This is a genomic window from Vibrio fluvialis (assembly GCF_900460245.1).
Lineage (GTDB): Bacteria > Pseudomonadota > Gammaproteobacteria > Enterobacterales > Vibrionaceae > Vibrio > Vibrio fluvialis.
In genome coordinates this window covers 2,839,112-2,862,526 of sequence record NZ_UHIP01000001.1, presented here as the reverse complement: position 1 = coordinate 2,862,526, position 23,415 = coordinate 2,839,112, and the positions used below count along the sequence as shown (strand labels likewise).

Sequence of the window (23,415 nt, the reverse complement as noted above, 5' to 3'; positions counted from 1 at the left end):
TGAGCCAAATCTGGCTCAACGCCATATTATTTCCTGAATTTGATGCTCTGAGTTCGGTATCATTCTTGCTAATGTGACTAACTGATTTTATTCTCTGACCAAGAAAACACTCGCTTTTCGCTCGTCAGATTGTCCACCTGTTTGTTGTCCATAAAAATGAAGTATCCATCTCATCTGCGCCAGCTGTGTCTGCTACTACTCCAGTGTTTCCTGTTCTCCTTCAGCCTGTTGCTGATTGCCCGTGTAATGTTTTTTCTTCACGTTCGTGATGTGTTGCCGGAGGCCGGAGTTAGTGATGATATTGGGCGGGTGTTCTGGGTCGGTGGGCGGTTTGATGCCAAGGTCACCGCTATTGCTTACGCGCCGTTGCTGCTCAGCGGTTTAATTGCCGCTGCGTTTCACAATATCTACCGCCGCTGGCTGAAATTTGCCTTGGGTTATCACAGCGTGATTGCCTTTTTGTATGTAGTCGGAGGCATCGGTAATTACTACTATTACCTGACTTATGGCAGCTACGTTGACCTGTTTGTCTTTGGTCTGTGGGAGGATGACACTAACGCCGTACTGATCAATATCTGGCAGGATTACCCTATCATTCGCGGTTCGTTGTTGTCCGTTTTGGCCGCATTGCTGGCTTATGTCTCTTCACGCTGGTTCTTGCGTACAACGCTGGGACAGTTGCGTCCACGCATGTATTGGCATTGGAGCATGACCTCTCTGGTGGTCTTGCTGACGATTGTGGTCACGTTCGCGGTCGCACGCGGTTCGCTCGATAGCCATCCACTTAAGCGCTATCATGCCAGTGTGTCGCAGTACAAACCGCTGAATATGATCACGCCGAACGTGTTTATGGCGCTTGATTGGGCGACAACCGATTACAAAGAGCAGCGCCGTTTTGACCCTGTGTCACAACGCGTATTGACCACGCAGATGGAAAAGATGCTCGGTCAGCCGACGCCGAACTATCATGTACCGACCAACCCTTTCCTTGCTGACAATCCACCGCATGTCGTGGTCGCGATGATGGAGAGCATGGGCATGAATATTTTGGTGGAAGACGATCCGCAGACGAACGATTTACTGGGGAGCCTGCGTCCGTATTGGGGGAACGGTTTCTTATTCGAGCGCTTTATGGCGGGCACGTCGGCGACCATCGACAGCATTGTCATGACGTTGTTCCACAGCCCGGTGGCGACGATCAGCCACTCATCGATCCAAAACATTGCGCTGCCAAGTTCAGCTGTTCTGCCTTATAAGCGCGCGGGCTATGAAGTCACATTCCTGTATGGCGGCAATGGCATGTGGCGAAATTTGGCCAACTATTTGCCGGTACAAGGGTTTGACCGCGTGTACGATGAGAACGACATTATTGAGGCATTTCCGGAGGCGGCCCAATATTCCGGAACTTGGGGCGTACCGGATGGCTACTTGTTTAAGTATGCCAACAAGGTTTTGGAGGAGGCGAAAAAACCGACGCTGATTTTTATTATGACGGTGACCAACCACTCGCCGTACAAAGTGCCGGATTATTATCAGCCGAAGCCAACGGTCATGAGTGAACGTTTGTCCTCGCTGATTGGTTATCAGGGCGATCAGGCCAAAGTGTTACTCAACACATTCCAGTATGCATCGGATGCGTTTGGGCAGTTTATCGGCCGAGTCAAAGCCTCAGACAAGTTGAAGGACAACACGGTGATTGCGGTTACTGGCGATCATCGCATGCGTTACAGCAGCACCGATGAGCCGACCGAATACGGCTTAACCTTCGCCGTGCCATTTTTCCTTGATGTGCCACAGCCGATTTTGGATCACACGCCATTTACCTATGATCCGCAGCGCATTGGTTCGCATCGCGACCTGTTTCCGACGCTGTATCATTTCAGTTTGTCGAATCAGGATTACATCAGTTTAGGCGGCGAAAACCTGTTGGCCAAAGACGGAGTGAGTAACATCGGTTTTAATGCCTCGCGTACTATCAGTGAAAAGGGCGCATTCAGTAGCAGTGGTGCGGGGGTGTTTTATGCGTGGGACGAACACAATCCGCTGTTGAATCAATCCAGACCGGAGAAGAATCCACCGCAAGAGACGGACTGGGGCAAAGAGTATTCGTTGCTGCAAGATTATTATCTGCGCTCGCAAGTGTTGCCGATGACGCCATAAACTGGAGTAACACATAAAGAAAAAGGCTGCTCAGTGAGCAGCCTTTTTTCGAGGCGTGACTATTCCACAATCTTTTTGCTGTGCAGCGCGTTGGCTACCAACTCGGGCACAAACGCATCCACGTTGCCTCCATGAATCGCGACTTCGCGAACCAACGATGAGGAGATAAATGCGTACTCTTCCGCCGGGGTGAGGAAAACACTCTCCAGCCCGGGCATCAAGCGTCGGTACATGTTGGTCAGGCCGAATTCGTATTCAAAGTCGACCGTGGTGCGCAGGCCGCGCACCAATACCGTGGCGCCTTCGGCTTTGGCAAAATCCACCATCAAGCCTGAGAACCCTTTTGCCGTAACGTTATCCAGATGTGAGGTGACCGCTTTGGCAAAGGCCACGCGCTCTTCCAGCGTAAACAGGGTATTTTTGCTTGGACTGGCGGCCACCGCGATGATCACTTCATCAAACATGCTGGCAGCACGCTCAATCAAATCCAGATGGCCGTTGGTAATAGGGTCAAAGGTGCCCGGGTAAATAACGCGGGAAATACTTTTTGAATTCACAATGTTCTACTCAGTGTTTGTGCGTGTAGGGGTATGCTAAACAAAACTGTGCCGCCAAACCATGACAATCTGACGGCAAGTGTGATTATTTTTCATCCAATAGCGATTGAAAAAAGTCCAGATGCTGCTGAGCGCTTTCCTGACAGGAGAAATCGTTGATCATCCGCTGCTGCGCTTTGCGCCCCATCTCTTGGCGATTTTGCTCAGACGCGTACAGCCACTGAATTTTATCGGCGATGGCTGAGGCATCATTCACCGGAACAACGAATCCGGTTTCGCCGTCGATCAAGAGTTCTTTACCACCGCCGGTGGTGGTCACCACGGAAGGAATGCCCATCGCCATCGCTTCAATGATGGTTTTAGGTAAACCTTCTCCGCTAATCGAAGGCTGAACTTGCACTTGGCTTGCCGCCAGCAGTTCCGGCACATCTTTGCGGTAACCGAGGAAATGTATGCGATCGCGCATGCCACTTGCTTCGGCCAATTTCAGGTTCTGTTCGGTATCCATATCGCGACCGACCAGCAGCAAGTGCAAATTTGGTAATGGCGCCAGTTGTTTCGCGCTCTCAAGCAACACGTGTACGCCTTTACTTGGCCGCGCATTGGCGATACAGATGGCGCTGAACGCGTCGTCCGGCAAGCCCAGTGCGCTTAAATTCGCCGGCTGCGCCTGATACCAAGCAATGTCGTGGCCTTTGTAAATCGTGACCACTTTGTCGGCGCGTTTCCAAACATGTTTGCGCACATCGTCAGTCACTGCCTGTGCCACACAACTGATGCCGTCGATACGAGGATGCAAATGGGTCAGGTAGGCGGTGGGATCGTGACGATACAACCCGCCGACTGTGCCGCGATAGCTCACCAGTTTGGTGTGTTTGAAACCGATGCAGGCAAATGCCGCGTTGGGAATGGTTTTGGAGTTCATGGCGTACACCACGTCATAGCGTTCTTGATGCAGCGCGTGACGTAACATCTTGATCGTGTTGAGACAAATCTTTTTCTTCGGGTAACAGTCGATGATCTTCACGCCGTTGTCGCGAAAACGCGGCACATACTCCGCATCGCCTTGCGTCATGATGGTCACCTCATGGCCGAGCTTGGCCATTTCAATAAACATCTCCGCTTCCGGACGCACGCTGTTCCAGGCATCACGATAGGAGCTAAAAATTAAGATTTTCATGGTCTCACATTACCTCAGCCGCAGCGAAACTGCAGCGGTGTTCAAATTTGGTGGCTGACACGCTTTCGCGTCGCGAGCCCAGATTATGACTTTCCGGCCGCAACGCGAGCGTAAAGCTGCTCATAGCGTTTGGCGGTATTCTCAATCAGAAAGCCTTGCAGTTTTTTCTCACGTCCGATGGCGAGCTTTTCGCGCAACGTGGCGTCGCTGCGAATAGTTTCAATCGCATTGGCCAGTCCAAGGCCATCGCCGGGCTCAATCAAAAGCCCTGACTCTTGGTGGTCAATAATATCCGGGATACCGCCCGCACGAGCACCAATCACCGGTAAGCCATTGCCCATCGCTTCCAGAATCACCGAACCCAAGCCTTCGCTGTAGGAAGGGTGAACCAGCAAGTCGGCTGCGGCAAACCAATCGCCCATGTTGCTCTGTTTGCCCATGAACGACACGTTGGGTAAGCCTGCGGCTTGCTGCTCTAGGGCGGCTCGCTCTTTGCCGTCTCCTAACAGCGCAAAATGAACCTCAGGGGCGCGCTGAACCAACGCTTTTGCTGCGCTCAGGGTGACATCAAAACCTTTGTGTTTGAGCATGTTGGCGGCGTGGATGACCAGAAATTTGCCACTGAATTGCTGTTTGATGTGCGCCACGTTGGCGTCATCAATCGGGTAGGTGACTGGCGAGCTGGGAATGATCTCAATGCTTTTTGTCGGGTACGCGTCACGAATGCGGGCCGCGATTTCATGGCTCAGGCCAACCAACAACGCGGCTTGGCGGTATGCTTGGTCCGATAACCATTTTTTGCGCAGCGGATTGTCGATGCGACGCGTCACCATATACGGCACACCATGCAATGCGTGTTGCAGCCACGCCCAGTAAATGGCTCGGCCTTCATGCACATGAATCAATTCACAGCCGTCGGTCACGCGTTTGCCATGTTGGAGTAAATAATGGCTGGCGGCGATGACTCGACAAGGCAGCTCGGACACACGCGCAAAAAACGGGCTTTTGGGGTTAGCGACAATTGTCAGCTGATAGCCCATGCGAATCTGCTGCTTGATGAGTTGCAGTGTCTGGTTTTCTCCGCCGTGATAGCCGGATGCCAAGTTAACGTGGCAGATGTTCATTTCTGTTTTTGCTCCTGCTTGCGCACGTAGTCGCGCAGCCACAAATCCGCATACCGAGTAAACGTGGTGTTGGCGCTTAACATCGCCAACAGTAAGCCATGGCGACCATCGAGAAACCCGCGTTTAATCACGTACATTTTAAAGAAGCGGAAAAAGCCATGCAGGACTGCGCCGCCCAACGACGCTTTCTTGCGTCCTTCACGTTGGTCAGCCCACGCTTTCATGTATTGCTGCGTTTTTGCGGTGTACTGTGGCAGATACTCAAAGGTGTAATGCTCGAGATAACCTTTTAACGACCGCAGTTGAAATCCGGATGGGATTTCTACGCTCTCATGCACCAAGGCTTGGTTGTATTGTGTGTCGCGCGTGCGGTAAAGACGCGTGACCCAGTCGGGGGACCAACCGGAATAGCGAATCTGTTTGCCAAACGCGGTGGTGAGACGATCAATCTGGTAGACGGTGTTGGGTTTGTCGGCGTGGACCGCTTGTAAAATTTGTTCTTTGAGCGCATCGGTCACGCGTTCATCGGCATCGAGCCACAACACATAGTCTGAGGTAATGTGCGATTGCGCCAAACGGCGCTGAGGACCAAAGCCGGGCCACTCGGTGTTGACGAAAAATTTATCGGTATAGCGGCGAGCGATGGCTTCAGTTTGATCGCTGCTGCCGGAATCAAGAATGACGATTTCGTCGACCCATTGATACACCGTGTCTAAGCAGGCTTGCAGGTGCTTGGCTTCATTTTTCACGATCAGGGCGACCGCCAATGTTGGAGTGGTATTAGCCATGATTTGGGTTACCTAACTGTGTTGTCGCTGACATCATGCGATCAAAGGTGGTGATGACCGCATCGAGCGAGATGGCCTGCATCAGGTCCGTGCCTTTGGCGCGTGTGCTCCACGCCAGCAGTTCCAGCGGTTTGCCCTGTTGCTCGGTCACGAACGGTTCGTACACACTCACCACATCTTTGATATTAAAGTATGGCCCCGTGCGCTTCGGGTTGCTGTGGGCATACAAGCCCAGTACGGGCGTTCCTTGTGTGGTGGCAATATGTGCCGGGCCAGAATCCGGAGCAAGCACTAACTTCGCTTCGCCCAAGACGGCGGCCAGTTGTTTTAAATTGGTTTTGCCAACCAGATTGAGTACCGGGTGCGTCATCAAGGCGCTGATTTGCTCTGCCAGTTTCTGCTCGCGCGGCGCAGGAGAGCCACATAAGGCGACCTGATACCCTTGAGAGATAACGTAATCGGCAAATTGCGCGTAGCGTTCCGTGACCCAATTGCGCTCATCTTTACTGGCGGCCGGGCTGATGACGATGGTCGGTTGGTTACCCAGTTGCGCACGGGCAAATTGCCTATCTTGTTCGGAAATCGGCAGGTTCCAGGTTGGTGTTTGGCGTGGCACGCCAAGAAATTCGGTAAACGAGAAAAAACTGTCGAGCACGTGCGCCGATTCGGTGTCAGCAATCTTGCGGTTAGTGAACAACCACTGACCTTCTTTGGCCCGTTTGCGGTTGAATCCCACTTTGTATTGCGCGCGAATGCCCAGCGTGACCAAACTGGCGCGCAGGGCTAACTGCATGTGCACGAGCGCATCAAAATGACGCCCTTTCAGTTGCTGCCAAACCGCTTTGATCCCAGACCAGCCGGCTTTTTTATCAAAGACGATCAATTCAACGTTCGGCAAACCTTGGAGCAATTGGGCTTCGACTTTGCCAATCACCCAGGTCACTTGGGTATCTGGCCAGTGTTGTTGCAGGTTTTGAACCGCGGCAACGGCATGACAAACGTCGCCAATCGCCGACAGGCGCAGAAAACAGACCGACTTCGGAGGCGCAGTGAACAGTGGCATCAAATAAGCTCTTCAATTAATGAGGCTAAATTATGCAGAGTCCACCGATAAATGTAAAATAACCGCATTCTTTTCCTCTCTTTATTGGTGTGAAGATGCCAATTTTGATGAGATCGCCACCTTGTGTGTCAGTCATCATAGCGGGAACCTAACGTGATCAAACAACAGAAGCTCAGCAAACATCAGACAATTTGGTACGACGACCAATGGGTCAATGAACCGTTGGCGTCGTTGTTTGACCCCGAATATTGGCACGCCAATCAGCGGGTGATTGGTAGCGCGCAAGGGCGTGGCACCACGTGGTTTGTTCAAATGGCGGCGTTGCCAGCTGCGTTGCGCCATTATCGCCGGGGCGGCTTGTTTGGCAAATTGGTCAGTGACAGTTATTGGTTTCAAGGGTGGGAACAAACCCGCAGCTGCGCCGAATTTCAATTGCTGCATCATTTACGTGAGCAAGGGGTGAATGTACCACGCCCGATTGCTGCTCGCGCCCTGCGTCGGGGCTGCGTGTATCAGGCCGATATTCTCAGTGAGAAAGTGGCCAATGCGCGGGACTTGGTTGCAGTGTTACAAGACAAAGCCTTGCCTGAGGCGCTTTATCATCGTATTGGTCAACAGGTGGCGAAGCTGCACCGTGCTCAGGTCAACCATACCGATTTGAATATTCACAACATTTTGCTCGATGATAACAACCATGTGTGGATTATTGATTTTGATAAATGTGCGCTTCAACATGGCGATGGCTGGAAAGCGGAGAATTTGGCGCGACTGTTGCGTTCGTTTCGCAAAGAGCAGTTACGCGCCAATATCAAATGGCAAGACGCCGAATGGCAAGCGTTGCTGGCCGGTTACCAAGCAACAGTTTAATGCTTATCGTTATTCCATTGCTCTACGATAGTCATAAAAGACTGATAGACTTTCTCTTCGGTAAACTTTTCATAACCCGCGGAAAGATCTGGAATGTCGCGGTCTTCCAGCAATGCATCGATTCGTTCCGCGATGACTTTTTCATCGTAAGAGTGAATCAGATATTTCGATAGCTCTCCGGTAAGAATTTCATCTGGGCCGGAAGGGCAGTTCACACTGAGTGCGGGAATGCCGAGAATCAAAGCTTCAATGATAACGGTTGGTAGACCTTCATGATCAGAGGTCAGTACGACCGCTTTCGCACCTTTAATAATTGGGTACGGATTGGTGTCGAACTTTTTGAACTCCACTCGTTCGCCTAGATTTAACTCTTCTGCTTGTATTTTTAGCTTTTGCTCCAAAGAGCCTTCACCCAAGATCACTAGCTTGATGGACGGATTTTTTACGTAAGAAAACGAAGTCAGCAAGCGATCAACACGTTTTTGTTTTTCTAGGCGGCCAACGAAAAGCAGGTAGTTTTCTTGAGAAGCCTGTGCGCTTTCATCACAAGCGTAATGTCGGATGGTCTCAATATCGAAAGGATTATAGAGCACGCTAGCGGGCTGGATGTGTTTCCCACAACACTGCTCAGTAAACTTTTTTATACTCTCGGAGACGCACAACACATGCTTTCCTTTGAGTCGCTTCGCCAATCTGTTGCGGTATCGAAAGCGTTTGAAGCAGTTGCGTTGACTGTAGGAATACTGGTCCGAGTTATGGATAAATGGAACTAAACGCTGATCAGAAAAATGTGCGATTAACTTGATACATTCACTGTGTGGGGCAATCAAATAGTCAAACTCAGCGTCCTGATACCAGGATTTAAAATGCGACAGCAGTACTCTCTCACATTTATTGTTCTGAGGAATATTCAGACAAGAGATGTTTAAATCACTTAATTCCGGTAACTCAATGTGATCGAACAGAGTGATGATTTGTACGTTGTGTCCGTTCGCCTGCAGCAGCCTAGCCAGGCGCACAGTTACCACCTGTACGCCTTCAATTTTTAAGTCTCTGATTAAAAATTTTATGTTCATGAGTTAACCATCACTGCATTCAAATCCATCTTTTAGTTGTTCTAGGCGATATTGGCGATTGTACGAGAAATTGCGCCTGTATTTTGCTCAACGACTCTCAGTGCGTTGGCTCCCTTTACCTGTAGCAGTTGGGAAGTTGTCCAAAATTGCTGGAGATTATAAGTTATTTGCTGGGCATTTCCGCAAATAGTTACGGCATCATTGGCCTGCAGCAATTGCATAATTTCACTGAAGTTATAATAACTTGGGCCATTGAGTAGTGGTTTTCCGAGAGCAGCTGGTTCAAGTAAGTTGTGCCCGCCTACTTTATCGCCGATAAGGCTGCCTCCCATAAAGCAGATGTCCGCCGCACTGAGTAGTGTTAGTAACTCGCCCATTGTGTCGCCAAGGTAGACCTGACAATCTTGTTGCATTGGTGTTGGGAACGTTCTGCGACAAGTTATAAACTCTCGCTTTATGCAGAGGTCAAAGACGGAATTAAACCGTTCCGGATGGCGTGGAACTAAGATCAGTAAAGCCTGGGGAAAATGCTCTAGCAGGGCTTGATGAGCGTCGAGGAGAATAGCATCTTCACCATCGTGGGTGCTGGCGGCAATCCATACCGGACGGTCTAAGCCCAGCTCTTCACGTAACTGTCTTCCCTGTTCGAGTACCGTGGGTGCAATTTCAATATCAAACTTAATCGAGCCGGTCACCTGAACTTGCTCTGGTTGAAAACCCAAGCGAATAAAACGCTGAGCGTCACTATCGTACTGACACAAAATGCGATCAACGTAAGGGCGAATCAGATTAAATAGCGCGGAAAACTTTTGATAGCGAAGGCAAGATCGCTCTGATAAGCGAGCATTAATGATGGTTATTGGAATGTTATGTTGATGCACTGTGTGTACGGTATTCGGCCACAGTTCCGTTTCAACGATCAGGAGTCGAGACGGTTTAACGGCTTGCAAAAAGCGGCGCACACACCAAGCAAAGTCCAACGGCATGTAGCGATGTTCAATCAGGTCGCCTAGTTTGGCGATTTGTTCCGCACCAGTGCTGGTGGTGGTTGTAACGACAATCGCCTGATCTGGCTGCGCTTGCTTCATGGCTTTGATCACGGGAATCGCGGCGATTGACTCACCAACGGAAACCGCATGGATCCAAATAGGATTCTGAGAACTAACTTTGGGTGTCATTCCCCAGTGCTCTTTCCAACGTGCACCAAAAGCCGGTTTACCGACTTTCTTTTTATACAATGAATAGAGCAGTAATGGACTAGCGACAATCAGCAACAGAGTATAGATCAGGCGCATTGTTCAAATTACTCCTGTTCTGCGTTGTCGAATTGCATCAACGCGTTGATGACACGCTGCGGAGCGAGATCTTTCAGACATTTCAAATGGCCTAACGGACATTCCCGTTTGAAGCACGGTCTGCATTCAATATCGGTATGAATGATGGCTTTTTTCTCTGCCAGAGGCGGCGTGTATGTTGGCGAAGTGGAGCCATACACCCCGACCACTTGGCAACCGACTGCTGCGGCCACATGCATTAACCCCGAGTCATTGCTGACGACGCTCTCGCAGCAGGCCAGCATGTCGACGGCTTCGATCAAACTGGTTTTGCCCGCCAAATCGACGATGTGTGATTGTTGCTCGTCGTTGAGATCGGCCACAATGGCTTGCGTGGTTTTACTGTCTTTCGCTGAACCAAATAGCCAAACTTGTTTCCCTGCATTGATCATCGCCGCGGCGACGGCGGCGTAATGTTCGGTCGGCCATTGTTTCGCCGGTCCAAATTCAGCCCCGGGACACAAGCCAATGACTGGGCGCGAGGAGTGAAGGGCAAACTTATCGCGAGTTTGTTGCTGAGCGTCTTTATCAATGTACAGACTTGGGCGTGGTAACGCGTCGAGGCCGCCCAATGATGCGGAATCTACCATGGTTGCTTTGGGATGTGCCAAGGCTACATAACGCTCGGTCATGTATTGGAAGGATTTTTTATTTGGGCGTAAATCGTTCAGCAGCCCGTAACGCATCTCACCTTTCCAGCCTGTTCTGACTGGAATGTCGGCAAACCAAGGTATCAGCGCGGATTTGGCTGAATTCGGCAGAATATAAGCCTGATCATATTGACCACGCATCGACTTACCGATGGCTCGGCGACCAAGAAAGTTAAAATCACCATGCCCTAACGGCATTTCGATCGCTTGATGTACCTCGGGCATGCGCTCCAGAATGGGTTTGCACCATGCTGGCGCCATGACATCGATGACGGCGTCGGGATGTTGTTGTTTGATGCGAGTATAGAGGCATTGAGACATCACCATGTCTCCGACCCAAGAGGGGCCAATCACTAGAATTTTCATTCGATACTTCGATTCGTTTGATGCTGTGTTCATTCTGGCGGTAGAGGAATAATGAACACAAGCGTTTTGCTCTTTTAGTGTGAAGATAGCAGAGATTCGCGCTTTTGCTTTAGCTCTGACCATTCAAAATCATGCACATAGACTCGGTCGTTTCGGTCTTTGGCTGGTGGGTTAAACACCACCTCTGCTTTATCTGATAGAGGATGCCACTCTTGGAAATTGCGAGGGTCGTCGGCATAAATCGCCAGAATGGGTGTGTTCAAAGCGCTGGCCATATGAACCACGGAGGTGTCGGGCGTGACACACAAGTCGACCTGACTGAGCAGTTGAAGCGAAAACTCCAGCGAAGGTGTTTCGCAAAGCAATTGCACACGATGGTTATCGATTTCAGCTAAAAGTTCTTTCAGAAATTCAATTTTCCCCGGCACCGGAATCAAGTAAAGGGTATCTTGAGGGAAATCGCGTAACCAATGATTAAGCAACTTGTTGGCTTCCGTTTTGGAAAACTGACGATATTTGCTGGAACCAAAGAGGTTAATAGCGATGGTTGTTGTGCTTTTATCCACAATGGTTGAATTTGAGTAAGGAATCAGTGGAATCTCTGTTGACTCCGGTGCATCACAAAAGAGCTTTGCGACCGCAAGGTAGCGATCCTTAAAATGGATATGCTCTTTGGGAAGGCATACATTGAAAATCGGGTGTGATTCTTTATTGAATCCAATGTTATAGGATGCCCCCAGTGCGTGTAGGGCTAGCAATTCTTTAAAGTCAAAACTGGTTCCTAGTTCAACAACTGCATCAAACTGACCACGAAAGTCTCGTAATGATTGTGCCGTTTCCACGCTTCGCTTACCACAATGAATAGTGTTGCAGCTCGTTGATTTTTCAAACCAGTTTGCACAAAAATCGGGCGTTATAACTGTTACCTGAATATCCGGTCGGTATTGTTGCAGCAATTTTACTAGTAGGCCACTCATAATAGCGTCGCCAAGCTTGTTGTCCCAACGTAGTAATGCCAGAGACTTAATTTCTCTGAGTTGGACTTTTGAGTGTGGTGCTTTGTCGTAACGTTGGCAGTAATAGCTCAACTTGAGTGTTTTATGCTTGTTGCGTAGAGCTCGATTGAGCTGTTTTAATTTCTTAAGCACCGATTGGCTCCACATTTATTGCTTGTGTCGATGGCTGAGCTGTATTGTTTAGCAAAAAAAGCATAGAGAGTACGTACAAGATAAAAGTTTGCCCATTATAAAATGGTGCATCGGTTAGTCCCATAATGACATAAAGCATAACTATGGAACCTACAATTTTTTTTACATTTTTATTGACGTGCCTAACTAGATATAAAGGCATAAACAGTAAGAATAATAGAAAAACAAGCCCGATGACTCCTGATTTTACAACACTGTCGACAAACTGATTGTGATAGTGTGGTGGATGGTAGTCATACAGAGCTTTAGATACTTTCTGCTGTTGGTAGAGCAACTCTAATTTGTTGAAATGTTCAGTTCCCAACCCTAATAACCAGTTACCTTCTGACAACTTGATTGCAGCTTGCCACATTTGCAGTCGCAGACCGATGGAGGTATTCATGTTGCCTTGTTGAATCTGTTCAAATTCATAACGAGTCTGCTCTATACGTTGATCGACAAAGTTGGTAGAGAACATAAATACGGTAGAAGAAATTAGTATCAGAAAAAGAATTATTCTCTTAAGTGTGAGTTTGAATTTATTAAACACAAGGACGAGCAGCGCGCAGGCAAAGGCTAACCACACCCCACGAGATTCTGTTAGGATCAAGCTAGTCACTGGCAATATTGCAAAAAATCCAAACAAGATTTTCGTATTGATGCTTTTTGAAGTTAAAGAAAAATGAATTGACAACAAAGCTAGAAGGGCAGTTATTCCAGCGTAAGGGATTGGGTTTATTACTCCGGATTCACGGCTGAGTCCCAGTACAATATTCAAATAAATGCTGTTGGCAAAAACCGTCACACACCCGAGAGCTATAATGGCCCGGTAGTAAACAGGCTTAATCGCACAAAAAGGGAAATAAAGTGCGATAAGAGATAAGCAAAGTAATGCTCTTATTTCTCGGGAGCTGACGCCATGCAGGAAAGATTGAATAAAGATAAAAAGCGCGAATGCCCAGATAAGAATGTGAAAAGGTTTACACAAGTTTTCAATGAGAAAGGTCTTGCAGTTTTTTCTGAAACCAATAGCGAAACCTAACAGTGAGATTACCGTTGTCATCACTAATACTTTACTTGCCCCTTCAAACCAAATCATAAAAGCAAAAGAGAATACGAAGGGTAACAGTAAAACCACCTCGTTAAAGGTCTTCTTATTCAAAAGATTTACACTCATATTTATTGTTTAACTTGATATGGATTGATGTCAGAATCTGGGCGCGTTTTCAGTAGTCGAAGAATCCACATATATTGTTCAGGGCGTTGTGAAACATAGTCTTCAATACATTCGTTCATCATTCTCGCATCCTGATGCTCATCTCCGGTTGGGAATGGAAGCTCAGGGTAGAAATCCAATTCATATTGTCCGGTTTCGCTGTTAAACATGGCAAATAGCGGTACTATTTTCGATTTACTCAGTGTAGAAAGGCGACCTAAACCCGCGATGGTTGCTTTCTGCGTAGCAAAAAAATCCACAAATACACTGTGTTCTCGACCTAAGTCTTCATCAGGTAAGTAGTACCCCAAATAGCCATCTTTACGCACAGATTTGATAAAGGGTTTGATTCCGACGCTGCGATCGTAAACGCGGCCACCATATTGAACACGTTGTTTATGCATTAACCAGTCCGACACCTTATTCTTTTGGCTCTTTGCCATTGCAGAAACAGGGTGACCTCGTGAGGCAAGTAAAATAGCAGGAATATCGATGGCCCAAGTATGTGGTACGAGAAGAATAACGTTTTCTCCCCGCTCCAATACATGTTCTACATGTTCAAAGCCACGAATAGTTGTATTGTGTTCCAGCCATGCTTTACTACGCAGTGATGTGGACGCAAATCCGATTAAGAACATCACAGACGTGATGTACATCTCTTGCAGAATCTTTTCTCGCTCATCGACGGATTTTTCCGGGAAACACATATGCAAGTTGACCCGTGCCCGAGTGTTCGCCTTACTTTTTACTTTCACAGCAAACTTGGCGAGACTTTGGGCTAGTACTCTTTTCAAAAATATTGGAAGAAAACTCAGTAGACAGGCAAAAATCACTGCCAGCCAGGTACCCCAATAACGAGGATGAAGAAAGTGCCAACTGAACTGCGGATTATAGGCGTAATCATCATGGTCATTGCGTAGTGATGATGAGGAGTTTGATGACGGCATAAATGGCTCAGATTCGATTGCTTTTTGCGTAAAATTGTGACCGATTATAGCAGCTAACTGAGTGGGAAACAGTAAGCAATGTGGGGGTAAGTTCGGTACACGACTATTTTCTGTTCGCCGCCATTGAAAATGGAGCTTTCAATCGTGATGAATAAACAACAGCCACCCAGAGGTGGCCGTTCAGTACAGGAATATTAGACTGAAGTCTTAATCGCTGCCAAAAAGGTCACGTGTATACACTTTAGCTTCCACATCTTTGAGCTCTTCCGCTAAACGGTTTGAGACAATAATGTCAGCTTGCTGTTTAAACATCTCAAGATCATTCACAACACGTGAATGGAAGAAGTGCTCTTCTTTAAGTACTGGCTCATACACGATCACTTCGATACCTTTCGCCTTAATGCGTTTCATGATGCCTTGAATTGAAGAGGCACGGAAGTTATCGGAACCTGCTTTCATGATCAGGCGATAGATACCCACCACCTTTGGCTGACGCTGAATAATAGAGTCTGCAATAAAATCTTTACGAGTACGGTTCGCATCCACGATAGCGCCAATAATGTTGTTTGGCACATCGTGGTAGTTGGCGAGAAGCTGCTTGGTATCTTTTGGCAGGCAGTAACCACCGTAACCAAAAGATGGATTGTTGTAGTGATTGCCGATTCGAGGGTCAAGACTGACGCCTTCGATGATTTGGCGGCTATCGAGGCCATGAACTTCTGCGTAAGAATCCAATTCGTTGAAGTACGCCACTCGCATGGCGAGATATGTGTTCGAGAACAACTTCACCGCTTCTGCTTCGGTTGAGTTGGTAAACAAAACGGGAATGTCTTGTTTGATTGCGCCTTCTTTCAATAGATTTGCAAACGTTTCGGCGCGCTCACTCTTTTCTCCCACAATAATGCGAGAGGGGTACAAGTTGTCGTACAGCGCTTTGCCTTCACGCAGGAATTCTGGTGAGAAAATAATGTTTGAACAGTTCAAATCCTGCTTGAGTTTTTCGGTATAACCGACCGGAATGGTGGATTTAATGACCATTACCGCCGTTGGGTTAATGGCCATCACATCGCGGATGACTGCTTCAACGGATGTTGTATTGAAATAGTTGGTGCTTGGGTCGTAATCGGTTGGGGTGGCGATAATCACAAACTCAGCATTTTTATAGGCCAGCTCTTTATCGGTGGTAGCAGTAAAGTTGAGTGATTTCTCCGTTAGAAACTGTTCAATTTCGTTGTCGACAATCGGAGATTGACCACGGTTCAGCATCTCAATTTTTTCCTGAACGATATCCAGAGCAACCACTTCGTTGTGTTGGGCCAGAAGTAAAGCATTGGACAGGCCAACATACCCTGTACCTGCTACTGCTATTTTCATAGTGTTCTCTCTTATAGCTTCAATACAATGAAAACTAGATGGGATTAATTGATTATCGATAAATATTCTGCGACGCCTTCAGCGACAGATTTAAATTCGATATCGCAACCTGAAGCACGTAACTTAGTCAGATCGGCCTGAGTGTATTCCTGATAAGCGCCTTTAAGGTGTTCTGGGAACGGAATGGTTTCAACTTGGCCTTTGCCGTGATGAGTAATGACGGCTTTAGCTACTTCATGGAATGATTCTGCATTACCAGTGCCGCAGTTGAAAATACCGGAGACGCTGTGGTCGAGGAACCACAGGTTAACGGCTGCTACGTCACCAACGTAAACAAAGTCACGTTTGAAATGTTCACTACCTGCGAATAGCTTTGGATTTTCGCCCGCATTCATTTGATTATTGAGGTGGAATGCGACGGACGCCATGGAGCCTTTGTGTTGTTCGCGTGGACCATAGACGTTGAAGTAACGGAATCCAGTAATTGGAGAAAGTTTTTCGCCGTGTTCTTCAGCGTCTAACCACAGTCGACGAACATAGTTGTCAAACTGCTGTTTTGAATAACCATAAACGTTCAGAGCACCTTCGTATTGTGGTTCTTCAACGAAGGTATCAGTTTCGCCGTAGGTCGCTGCAGAGGAGGCATAAAGGAACGGAATTTCTCGTTCAAGGCAGTAATGTAGCAGTTCTTTAGAATACTCATAATTATTGAGCATCATGTATTTGCCATCCCATTCGGTGGTGGCAGAGCAAGCACCTTCATGGAAAACTGCATCAATAGGGCCAAAGTCATCTCCGGCCATGATCTGAGTTAGGAAGTCGTCACGATCCATGTAGTCTGCGATTTGAAGATCTACTAAATTTTTAAACTTGCGGCCATTCTTCAGGTGGTCCACAACCAGAATATCAGTGATGCCACGCTCATTCAGAGCTTTGACGATGTTGCTGCCAATCATGCCAGCTCCACCAGTTACGATGATCATAGTCTTTCCACTTCAGCTTGAAATATGAAACGAATATTAGCAGTAATGTTTTTTCATGGCTATCTGACCCACCGTAGTAGTTGAGTAATAAGCGCATGGATACAGGGTTTTCAAGAATGGGGTTAATGAAAAATTAACCCCACTGAATAGATGAGTTAGTCGTTGGAGGAAACATGACTCTTCCGCTCAAACCATGGGCTACGAGCATCGGTGAGATAATACAAGTGATATTTACGACTAAGCATCTGACCGCCATCGCGAGTGATTGGCTGCCATGCGATGTTCGCGCGGCTGGTGGATGGTTTAATGGTCATGATGTCAAACGGTACGGAAACGTAGAACCCTTTGTTGTAGCTGCCTTCACCATATTCTTCCGTGGTCAGATCCGTGACGGTTGCAAACGCACCTACAATGACACCTGATTTAAACTGTTTTGAAAAGTCAACACGGACCCCTTTATCGCCACCGAGGAATTTACCGACACTGACTTTAAACAGGGTGTTATCGATCCACTCCCATTGTGGCGTGTAATAAGTGGTAATTTGACCGGTTGTGCCTTGGTCGAGTACGTATGCTTGACAGCTCACGTCGCCGGCACTGCAGTTGCTAGCATTATAGCCATCATAGTAGGCGTACGGATCGCTAAAGGTACCAAACCAAGAGTCAGGATCACGTTGAGAGATTAAGTTGGCATCCACTCCGATGGCCCAATTGCTGTTCAATGGACGATAAAGAACTTCACCACCCACACCTGCAAACATGGTTTCTAGGTAGCCCGCGTAGGCTTGGGTATACACTTGTTGCAACGGTTGCTCAAACCACGTCAGTTGCAAGTTGTTTAAACGCACGGGGTTGTCATGAACGTAGGCGCGAAACATGGTGCGAACACGCGGTACCGCAAAGTTGGAAATGTGCGGGTTGTTCTCGACGTAGTTAAATTTGTCGTAGTTATCGGCAAGGTTAACGTAAATCGAGCCACTGGCTTCAAGGTTGTTGGTCAACCAGACATTTGCATTGGTATTGAAGCCAATTTGATACAGATAAAATGACTCTGGTCCGCCAAACGATTGTTGTAGAACGGGTGAAATACCGGCACCCCAACGCTGATTATGTTGTGCAAGTTGTTGCCCGGAAGCTCGTGTGTTCGGTTCCGAATACGTCGTGATGTCTGACATGTTCGCTCCGATATAGTCGTGGTTGGCGACTTTTTTATATCCACTTGCTGAAATTTCAGCTTCGGTCAAGTCGACACCATTGCGTTGCTCTACGATTTTATAAGTACGAATGGTTTCTGGAGCATGATTGGCTAAAATCGCGGCTGCGCGATCTTGTGCTTCTTCGCGATCGCGATATTTCGTTTGTTGACCAGTGATGATTAACGTGTCGCCATCTTGACGAATGGTATTTTTCTCATAGCCAGCATTGCTCGCAAGCTGCTCGCTGACTTCATCCCAATTCGGGTTAGCAACCGGACGACGAGTGACCGCCGTTTTCGGCTCATCTCGCCAAATTGCCTCAAGTTGGTCGAAATTGGTATAGAGGTTTAGGCCAACAGTGAGGGTGTCGCCGCGTTGGTAGCTGACTTTAGCGTCGCCCCAATCACCAAGGCGATAAAGCACGCCAAAGTTCCATGGTGTATTCTGAGGCATAGGTTTGCCACTAGAAACGTGAGGATAGTCTTGTGAGTAGTCATTCGCATCATATTCTACCTTGATGCGTAGTGGGTCATAATGTGTTTGATATTCAATACCGCCAAATATTGCTGCAGGACCATGAAACCAGCGGCCAGCATCGATTGAACCACCACTTGCTTTCGTCTCAGTACTTCGTCCGCAAAAGCTATCACTTGTGGTACAGAATGGATTGCTGATATTGCCGCTTTGTCCAATGTAACCCCAGCCCATTCCCAAGGTAACATCCAAATTACCCCAGCGCTTGGTAGCAGCAATAAACTCACCATCAAATAAGCCTGTACCACCAATGTCGCGGATCCCGATCGAGGTCTCAGGGAGCCAGTAACTTTCTTCAAGTAGGCGTAGCTTTACGTCAATCCCTTTATCTGTGTATAGGTTATCGCCACTGTAACTTGGATTTGGGTTGTACAACATATCCGGTACACGAGTGTAGCGAATTGTAGATTCTAACCATGGAAAGAGCTGAATTGAGGTGTTGAAGTGTTGGTAATCATCATTGACGCTGATGCCAAAGTTGAATTCTCCTTCGGCGGCCATTCTGCCTGATGGCATTTGCATCAGCCCCACACCACCAAAATCGGATTGTGATGGTTTGAAATCCACGGGAGTCAACTGGGAGGCTAATAGTGGGCTGGATAGTAAGCCAACACAGACTGCGCTCAGTGTAAAGACAGACGAAGTGGATGAGCGTACAGAGTGTGTCATAGAGTAGAACCCTCAATCATGCTAATCAAAGTGGCAATTTCTTGCTCGAGCTGAATAATCTCTTTGTCATTGCTACCAAATCCCACGAGCAAAGCGCTACCGGGTTTGATATGTGTTGACTCATCATTCCAATAGGCGTAACCGACGCGGGTAACATTGCCTTCTGGAGAAATCAACCATGCGTAGCTATGATGTTTCTTGTGCGATGCTCGCGAGTTTTGAATATAATCTGCAATAGTATAATCAGCTTTGAACTTAATCTTTTGTTGCTCAGACAAGCCAAATAAGACAATAGAATCAGGCCGTTGTGTTAGCTGAAGGCGATATTGACCCGCTAGGATAGGGTTCAATTCCGGTTTAATTCTAGTAGCGTCAAGATCCAGATTTAGTATCTCTCGGTATCCGTACTGATAAAGTCTTAGTTGAGCGAGTAATTGCTTAGCCGCACGATGGTAATTTTCATCATGCAGCAGCGTATTTAACTGCTTTTTGACTTTGGTGAGAAGACTGCGGGCTTGCTGATCTTTATCACTGGCGAACAGGCGAAAGCCTTCATGGTAGGTATTTAGGCCTTGTACTAGGTTATCTTGGTTTTGTGCATCCAGTAGTATTCGATCGAGACGAACTGCTTGATTGTATTGCAGCATTAATTGGTGGTTTTCAAGAATCACCGTAGTTGGAGAATTAGCCAAAGCTGATTCGTTGTGCAAGAAAGTCAAACCAGCCAAAAGCCATATTGGAAGGAATTTGGTCATTGTTGCACCTCTACATATGGCTTGAGAATATCCATTTCGATGCGATCCATATCTGGGCCGATGTACTGGACGCTTTTAAGTACCCAGCCTTGTTTATTAACCCAATAGTGGTTTTGGAAACTATTTGACAGCTCAGGGAACGATACTGTTTCTAGCCAATGATCTAGTGTTTCCTGCCAAAGTTCGGACGTTACCTTCTCGCTGCTTAGTTTGGTAGTGGATACATCAGCGGTATAGCCATAATGACTACCTTTTTGCCAATCGAAGTGAGTCTGCCATTGAGATGGCTCTTCCCAGCTCTTCCTATGGCTTTCGCGCTGAGCCAAATTTTGTTGAGGCAAATTAAGAGTTTTGACGATGCGGCCTTGTTCGGTAATGATCATCGCTTGATCGTGCGATATCCATTTGAGTTGCGTTTGGCCGGTCTCTGGATTTTTTTCTGCGTATGCCAAAACCATAAAGACTCTAGGCCCATCGTTCAGACGAACATAGGCACTGGCGAAAGGTAACTCTGATATTTGTTGAGCACTTAGCTCGACGTCATCAATTCCCCAGAAAGCTTCTTTAAGTGTCTCATTTACGCTCGAGATTCGTTGTGAACATCCAGCTAGCAATGTGATGTTTAATATAAGTATCACGCTGCGTAAATTACGCCATCCTAACGTTTGTGTCATAGCCTAAACAGCCTTGTTTATCGTGTTGGGTTATCATTTTTAGCGATTTAGATTAACAGCCTTAATCAATCGCAGCAATCTTAGACATGTTTTTTAACTGGTTAATTTTTTGGAAAAATGTGAGCTATTTTATGAAAAAAAGACCAACAAAAGTTGGTCTTCAAAATGCTTAGATGTCGACATGAATCCAAAAGGAATGTCTATCCTCGCTTAGTTCGTGCCAGTTGTGCCAGTTGTGCCGTCACTGTTGCTGTTCTCAGCTATAGCAACAGTAGCCGTTACAACAACAGCAGCACCAACAGCAACAGTCGTTGCCGTTAATCCACCCGTTGCCGCCCCCGCTGCTACACCACTACCAGCTGCACCACCACCAGCTCCTGACGCCGCACCCGCTGCACCTTCTTCACCTGTAGCGAAAGCTGTAGATGAGACACCCAACGCCAGTAGCATTGCTAACGCAATATTTTTCATACTAAATCCTTATACATACAAATTTTAACATCGATGTTTGAAGTGTGTATTGCACTTCGATTCTCATTGTAGATACAAACTATTGATGAAGTAAACGGGCATATGCATCAAAGGGGCCATCGGATGATTGGTTTACACAACCGGATAAGTAAAAATACAGCGATAAATTTGAGACAATAAATTGTCATTGAGGTGACTATATGCATAATTAACGGCCGAATAATATAAACGCGGTAATGTTTGCCGCAAATAATACAACGTCAAATTTTTTTACTTTCTTCAATGTCAATGATTCATAAGCGCGGTGTGGTTTGCGTAAATACCAATGGGCGGTAGCGTGCCTGACTTTGGACTTAGAGCCACATTTGCAAGGTGTTCATGTTTTCTTTTGGTGCAAAGAAAGTAGTATGAAAGTGCGGTGCCCTTAGGGGTAAGGTATACATTTACTGGTTAAACAATATAGTTAAAGGTTAACACTCTAGTCTTTAACCATATTGAAATAGACGCGATACCCAGTAGTTTGGGTATGGTGAATTTTTTCCAGTGAAAACAAGAGCAAATGATTCGCTCGTAACAAAAAATTGGCTTACATGGAACTCAAAAAAAATCTCTTTTGTGCGGTATTACTGCCGTCTATCTTAGCTGGATGCACTATGGTGCCTGGCTCACACCTATCTACAATCGATAAGCAAGAAGTTGAAAACAACACTCAAACTAGTGATGTTTCTGACCTTATCAATGTTTATCCATTGGACGCTCACAGTGTCAATCAAGTGCAAAGCACAGTTCAATATCGCTCTCAATCGAATCCCAATTTAGACAATCTAATCTCAAACTATGAGTACAGAGTTGGGCCTGGGGACATACTTAATGTGACCATTTGGGATCACCCTGAGTTAACGATTCCTGCAGGGTCTTATCGAAGTTCTGCAGAGGCAGGGAACTGGGTTCACGCCGATGGTACAATTTTTTATCCTTATATCGGAACAGTAAACGTATCGGGTAAAACCGTTCGTGAAATCCGCGCCGAAATAGCCCAACGATTGGCTAAGTATATTGAAAGTCCTCAAGTCGATGTCAACGTCGCCGCTTTCCGTTCGCAAAAGACATATGTTACTGGTGAAGTAAACTCGCCAGGTCAACAAGCAATTACCAACATTCCCCTCACCTTGTTGGATGCGGTCAATAATGCTGGTGGTTTATCAACGGATGCTGATTGGCGAAATGTAACGCTTACCAGAAACGGATCAGAAGAGTTGATATCTCTGTATGCGTTAATGCAAAAAGGTGACCTGACTCAGAATCGTCTCCTTCAATCAGGAGATATCATTCATATCCCAAGAAACGACGCACAAAAAGTATTTGTGATGGGGGAAGTGAATGATCCTCAAATGTTGAAGATTGACCGTTCAGGAATGAGTCTTACAGAAGCGCTGAGTAGTGTTGGTGGTATAAATGAACTGTCTGCAGATGCTACGGGAGTCTTTGTGATCAGGACTTCGCCGAATAAAGCAGAGCGACTAGCAGACGTTTACCAATTGAACATAAAAGATGCTACTGCCTTAGTCATTGGAACAGAATTTAGCTTACAACCTTACGATATTGTGTATGTAACAGCTGCGCCATTGACACGTTGGAATCGTGTAATCAGCTTATTAGTACCAACTATATCAGGGTTTAATGAGCTTACTGAAGGCGCATTGAGAATCAGAAATTGGCCATAGACAGGTTTTTGCCCTTAGTGGTTTGTTTCTCTCTGAATCATAGAAAAGGAACCAAAGCGTGTTCAACAAAATTTTAGTGGTCTGTGTTGGTAATATATGTCGCTCGCCTATGGGTGAACGTATGCTACAAAACCTTATGCCAGAGAAGGAAGTCGCATCAGCAGGAATTGCTGTAGCGAAAAGTAATTTGATCGGAAAGTCTGCAGATAGCTCTGCTGTACTTACCGCTAACAAATACAATGTTGATCTGTCAGGGCATTGCTCTCGTCAGTTAACATCTCAACTGTGTTCTGAGTACGACTTAATTTTAGTGATGGAAAAGGGACACATAGAAGCGTTGACCAGTATTGCGCCTGAAGCACGAGGTAAAACAATGTTATTTGGACAGTGGATAGGTAAAATCGATATCCCAGATCCATACAAACAGAGCCTAGAAGCATTCGAACATGTATACCAATTACTTGATGCTTCTGCAAAAGCATGGTGCGAGAAATTATAAACTCCGGTTCAGTGTTCAATA

The 23,415-nt window shown here is 46.9% G+C and carries 21 protein-coding genes; 4 read left to right on the top strand and 17 right to left on the bottom strand.

Going from position 1 to position 23,415, the window contains the following annotated elements; genetic code table 11:
• Nucleotides 1-156 precede the first annotated feature (156 nt).
• Entirely contained in the window at nucleotides 157-2,160 is a 2,004-nt protein-coding gene (locus DYA43_RS13465) for an LTA synthase family protein (protein WP_061057012.1), read from the top strand.
• A 59-nt stretch (nucleotides 2,161-2,219) separates the two neighbouring features.
• Here DYA43_RS13465 and coaD read toward each other — a convergent pair whose 3' ends face one another.
• The 5 genes from coaD to DYA43_RS13440 all read right to left on the bottom strand — a co-directional run bounded on the left by coaD (nucleotide 2,220) and on the right by DYA43_RS13440 (nucleotide 6,872).
• Nucleotides 2,220-2,717 carry a pantetheine-phosphate adenylyltransferase gene (gene coaD / locus DYA43_RS13460; protein WP_014204064.1) on the bottom strand — a complete coding sequence of 166 codons (498 nt, stop codon included), beginning with the start codon at nucleotides 2,715-2,717 and terminating at the stop codon, nucleotides 2,220-2,222.
• Between the two features lie 85 nt (nucleotides 2,718-2,802).
• The gene (locus DYA43_RS13455) at nucleotides 2,803-3,897 is read right to left on the bottom strand and encodes a glycosyltransferase family 4 protein (RefSeq protein WP_061057011.1); all 1,095 of its coding nucleotides are present in this window, start codon (nucleotides 3,895-3,897) and stop codon (nucleotides 2,803-2,805) included.
• Nucleotides 3,898-3,980: 83 nt separating this feature from the next.
• Nucleotides 3,981-5,021 carry a glycosyltransferase family 4 protein gene (locus DYA43_RS13450; RefSeq protein WP_061057010.1) on the bottom strand — a complete coding sequence of 347 codons (1,041 nt, stop codon included), beginning with the start codon at nucleotides 5,019-5,021 and terminating at the stop codon, nucleotides 3,981-3,983.
• On the bottom strand, nucleotides 5,018-5,809 hold the full coding sequence (locus DYA43_RS13445) for a glycosyltransferase family 2 protein (protein WP_020332724.1): 792 nt from the start codon (nucleotides 5,807-5,809) through the stop codon (nucleotides 5,018-5,020). The genes DYA43_RS13450 and DYA43_RS13445 overlap by 4 nt, the downstream gene beginning before the upstream one ends.
• Complete coding sequence (locus tag DYA43_RS13440) at nucleotides 5,802-6,872, bottom strand: glycosyltransferase family 9 protein (RefSeq protein ID WP_061057009.1); 1,071 nt, start codon at nucleotides 6,870-6,872, stop codon at nucleotides 5,802-5,804. The genes DYA43_RS13445 and DYA43_RS13440 overlap by 8 nt, the downstream gene beginning before the upstream one ends.
• Nucleotides 6,873-7,025: 153 nt before the next feature.
• Between DYA43_RS13440 and DYA43_RS13435 the strand changes: the two genes are divergently transcribed.
• Nucleotides 7,026-7,739: a 3-deoxy-D-manno-octulosonic acid kinase gene (locus DYA43_RS13435; protein WP_061057008.1), complete on the top strand. Its 714-nt coding sequence runs from the start codon at nucleotides 7,026-7,028 to the stop codon at nucleotides 7,737-7,739.
• Here DYA43_RS13435 and DYA43_RS13430 read toward each other — a convergent pair.
• The 12 genes from DYA43_RS13430 to DYA43_RS13375 all read right to left on the bottom strand — a co-directional run bounded on the left by DYA43_RS13430 (nucleotide 7,736) and on the right by DYA43_RS13375 (nucleotide 21,171).
• Nucleotides 7,736-8,815 (bottom strand): glycosyltransferase, encoded by a 1,080-nt coding sequence (locus tag DYA43_RS13430; RefSeq protein ID WP_061057007.1) that lies wholly within the window; start codon nucleotides 8,813-8,815, stop codon nucleotides 7,736-7,738. The two genes, DYA43_RS13435 and DYA43_RS13430, sit on opposite strands and share 4 nt — an antisense overlap.
• A gap of 41 nt (nucleotides 8,816-8,856) precedes the next feature.
• Nucleotides 8,857-10,110 carry a lipid IV(A) 3-deoxy-D-manno-octulosonic acid transferase gene (gene waaA, locus DYA43_RS13425; protein ID WP_061057006.1) on the bottom strand — a complete coding sequence of 418 codons (1,254 nt, stop codon included), beginning with the start codon at nucleotides 10,108-10,110 and terminating at the stop codon, nucleotides 8,857-8,859.
• Nucleotides 10,111-10,118: 8 nt separating this feature from the next.
• The gene (gene waaF, locus DYA43_RS13420) at nucleotides 10,119-11,165 is read right to left on the bottom strand and encodes a lipopolysaccharide heptosyltransferase II (RefSeq protein ID WP_081094791.1); all 1,047 of its coding nucleotides are present in this window, start codon (nucleotides 11,163-11,165) and stop codon (nucleotides 10,119-10,121) included.
• Between the two features lie 74 nt (nucleotides 11,166-11,239).
• Complete coding sequence (locus DYA43_RS13415; RefSeq protein ID WP_061057005.1) at nucleotides 11,240-12,313, bottom strand: glycosyltransferase family 9 protein; 1,074 nt, start codon at nucleotides 12,311-12,313, stop codon at nucleotides 11,240-11,242.
• Entirely contained in the window at nucleotides 12,306-13,529 is a 1,224-nt protein-coding gene (locus DYA43_RS13410) for an O-antigen ligase family protein (RefSeq protein WP_061057004.1), read from the bottom strand. The genes DYA43_RS13415 and DYA43_RS13410 overlap by 8 nt, the downstream gene beginning before the upstream one ends.
• A gap of 2 nt (nucleotides 13,530-13,531) precedes the next feature.
• Nucleotides 13,532-14,515, bottom strand: a complete 984-nt coding sequence (gene lpxM, locus DYA43_RS13405; RefSeq protein ID WP_061057003.1) for a lauroyl-Kdo(2)-lipid IV(A) myristoyltransferase — start codon at nucleotides 14,513-14,515, stop codon at nucleotides 13,532-13,534.
• A 207-nt stretch (nucleotides 14,516-14,722) separates the two neighbouring features.
• A complete protein-coding gene (locus DYA43_RS13400; protein ID WP_061057002.1) occupies nucleotides 14,723-15,889 on the bottom strand; it encodes a nucleotide sugar dehydrogenase in 1,167 nt (388 codons plus the stop codon).
• A gap of 44 nt (nucleotides 15,890-15,933) precedes the next feature.
• Nucleotides 15,934-16,872: an ADP-glyceromanno-heptose 6-epimerase gene (gene rfaD / locus DYA43_RS13395; RefSeq protein WP_061057001.1), complete on the bottom strand. Its 939-nt coding sequence runs from the start codon at nucleotides 16,870-16,872 to the stop codon at nucleotides 15,934-15,936.
• Nucleotides 16,873-17,027: 155 nt separating this feature from the next.
• Nucleotides 17,028-19,271, bottom strand: a complete 2,244-nt coding sequence (locus tag DYA43_RS13390; RefSeq protein WP_061057000.1) for a YjbH domain-containing protein — start codon at nucleotides 19,269-19,271, stop codon at nucleotides 17,028-17,030.
• A complete protein-coding gene (locus tag DYA43_RS13385; protein WP_061056999.1) occupies nucleotides 19,268-20,026 on the bottom strand; it encodes a capsule biosynthesis GfcC family protein in 759 nt (252 codons plus the stop codon). Before DYA43_RS13385 ends, DYA43_RS13390 begins: the two co-directional genes overlap by 4 nt.
• Nucleotides 20,023-20,700: a YjbF family lipoprotein gene (locus DYA43_RS13380; RefSeq protein ID WP_061056998.1), complete on the bottom strand. Its 678-nt coding sequence runs from the start codon at nucleotides 20,698-20,700 to the stop codon at nucleotides 20,023-20,025. Before DYA43_RS13380 ends, DYA43_RS13385 begins: the two co-directional genes overlap by 4 nt.
• Nucleotides 20,701-20,910: 210 nt before the next feature.
• Nucleotides 20,911-21,171: a hypothetical protein gene (locus DYA43_RS13375; protein ID WP_061056997.1), complete on the bottom strand. Its 261-nt coding sequence runs from the start codon at nucleotides 21,169-21,171 to the stop codon at nucleotides 20,911-20,913.
• A 590-nt stretch (nucleotides 21,172-21,761) separates the two neighbouring features.
• Between DYA43_RS13375 and DYA43_RS13370 the strand changes: the two genes are divergently transcribed.
• Both DYA43_RS13370 and DYA43_RS13365 read left to right on the top strand, forming a co-directional pair.
• On the top strand, nucleotides 21,762-22,895 hold the full coding sequence (locus tag DYA43_RS13370; RefSeq protein WP_061056996.1) for a polysaccharide export protein: 1,134 nt from the start codon (nucleotides 21,762-21,764) through the stop codon (nucleotides 22,893-22,895).
• A 58-nt stretch (nucleotides 22,896-22,953) separates the two neighbouring features.
• Nucleotides 22,954-23,394 (top strand): arsenate reductase/protein-tyrosine-phosphatase family protein, encoded by a 441-nt coding sequence (locus DYA43_RS13365; RefSeq protein WP_061056995.1) that lies wholly within the window; start codon nucleotides 22,954-22,956, stop codon nucleotides 23,392-23,394.
• Nucleotides 23,395-23,415: the final 21 nt, after the last annotated feature.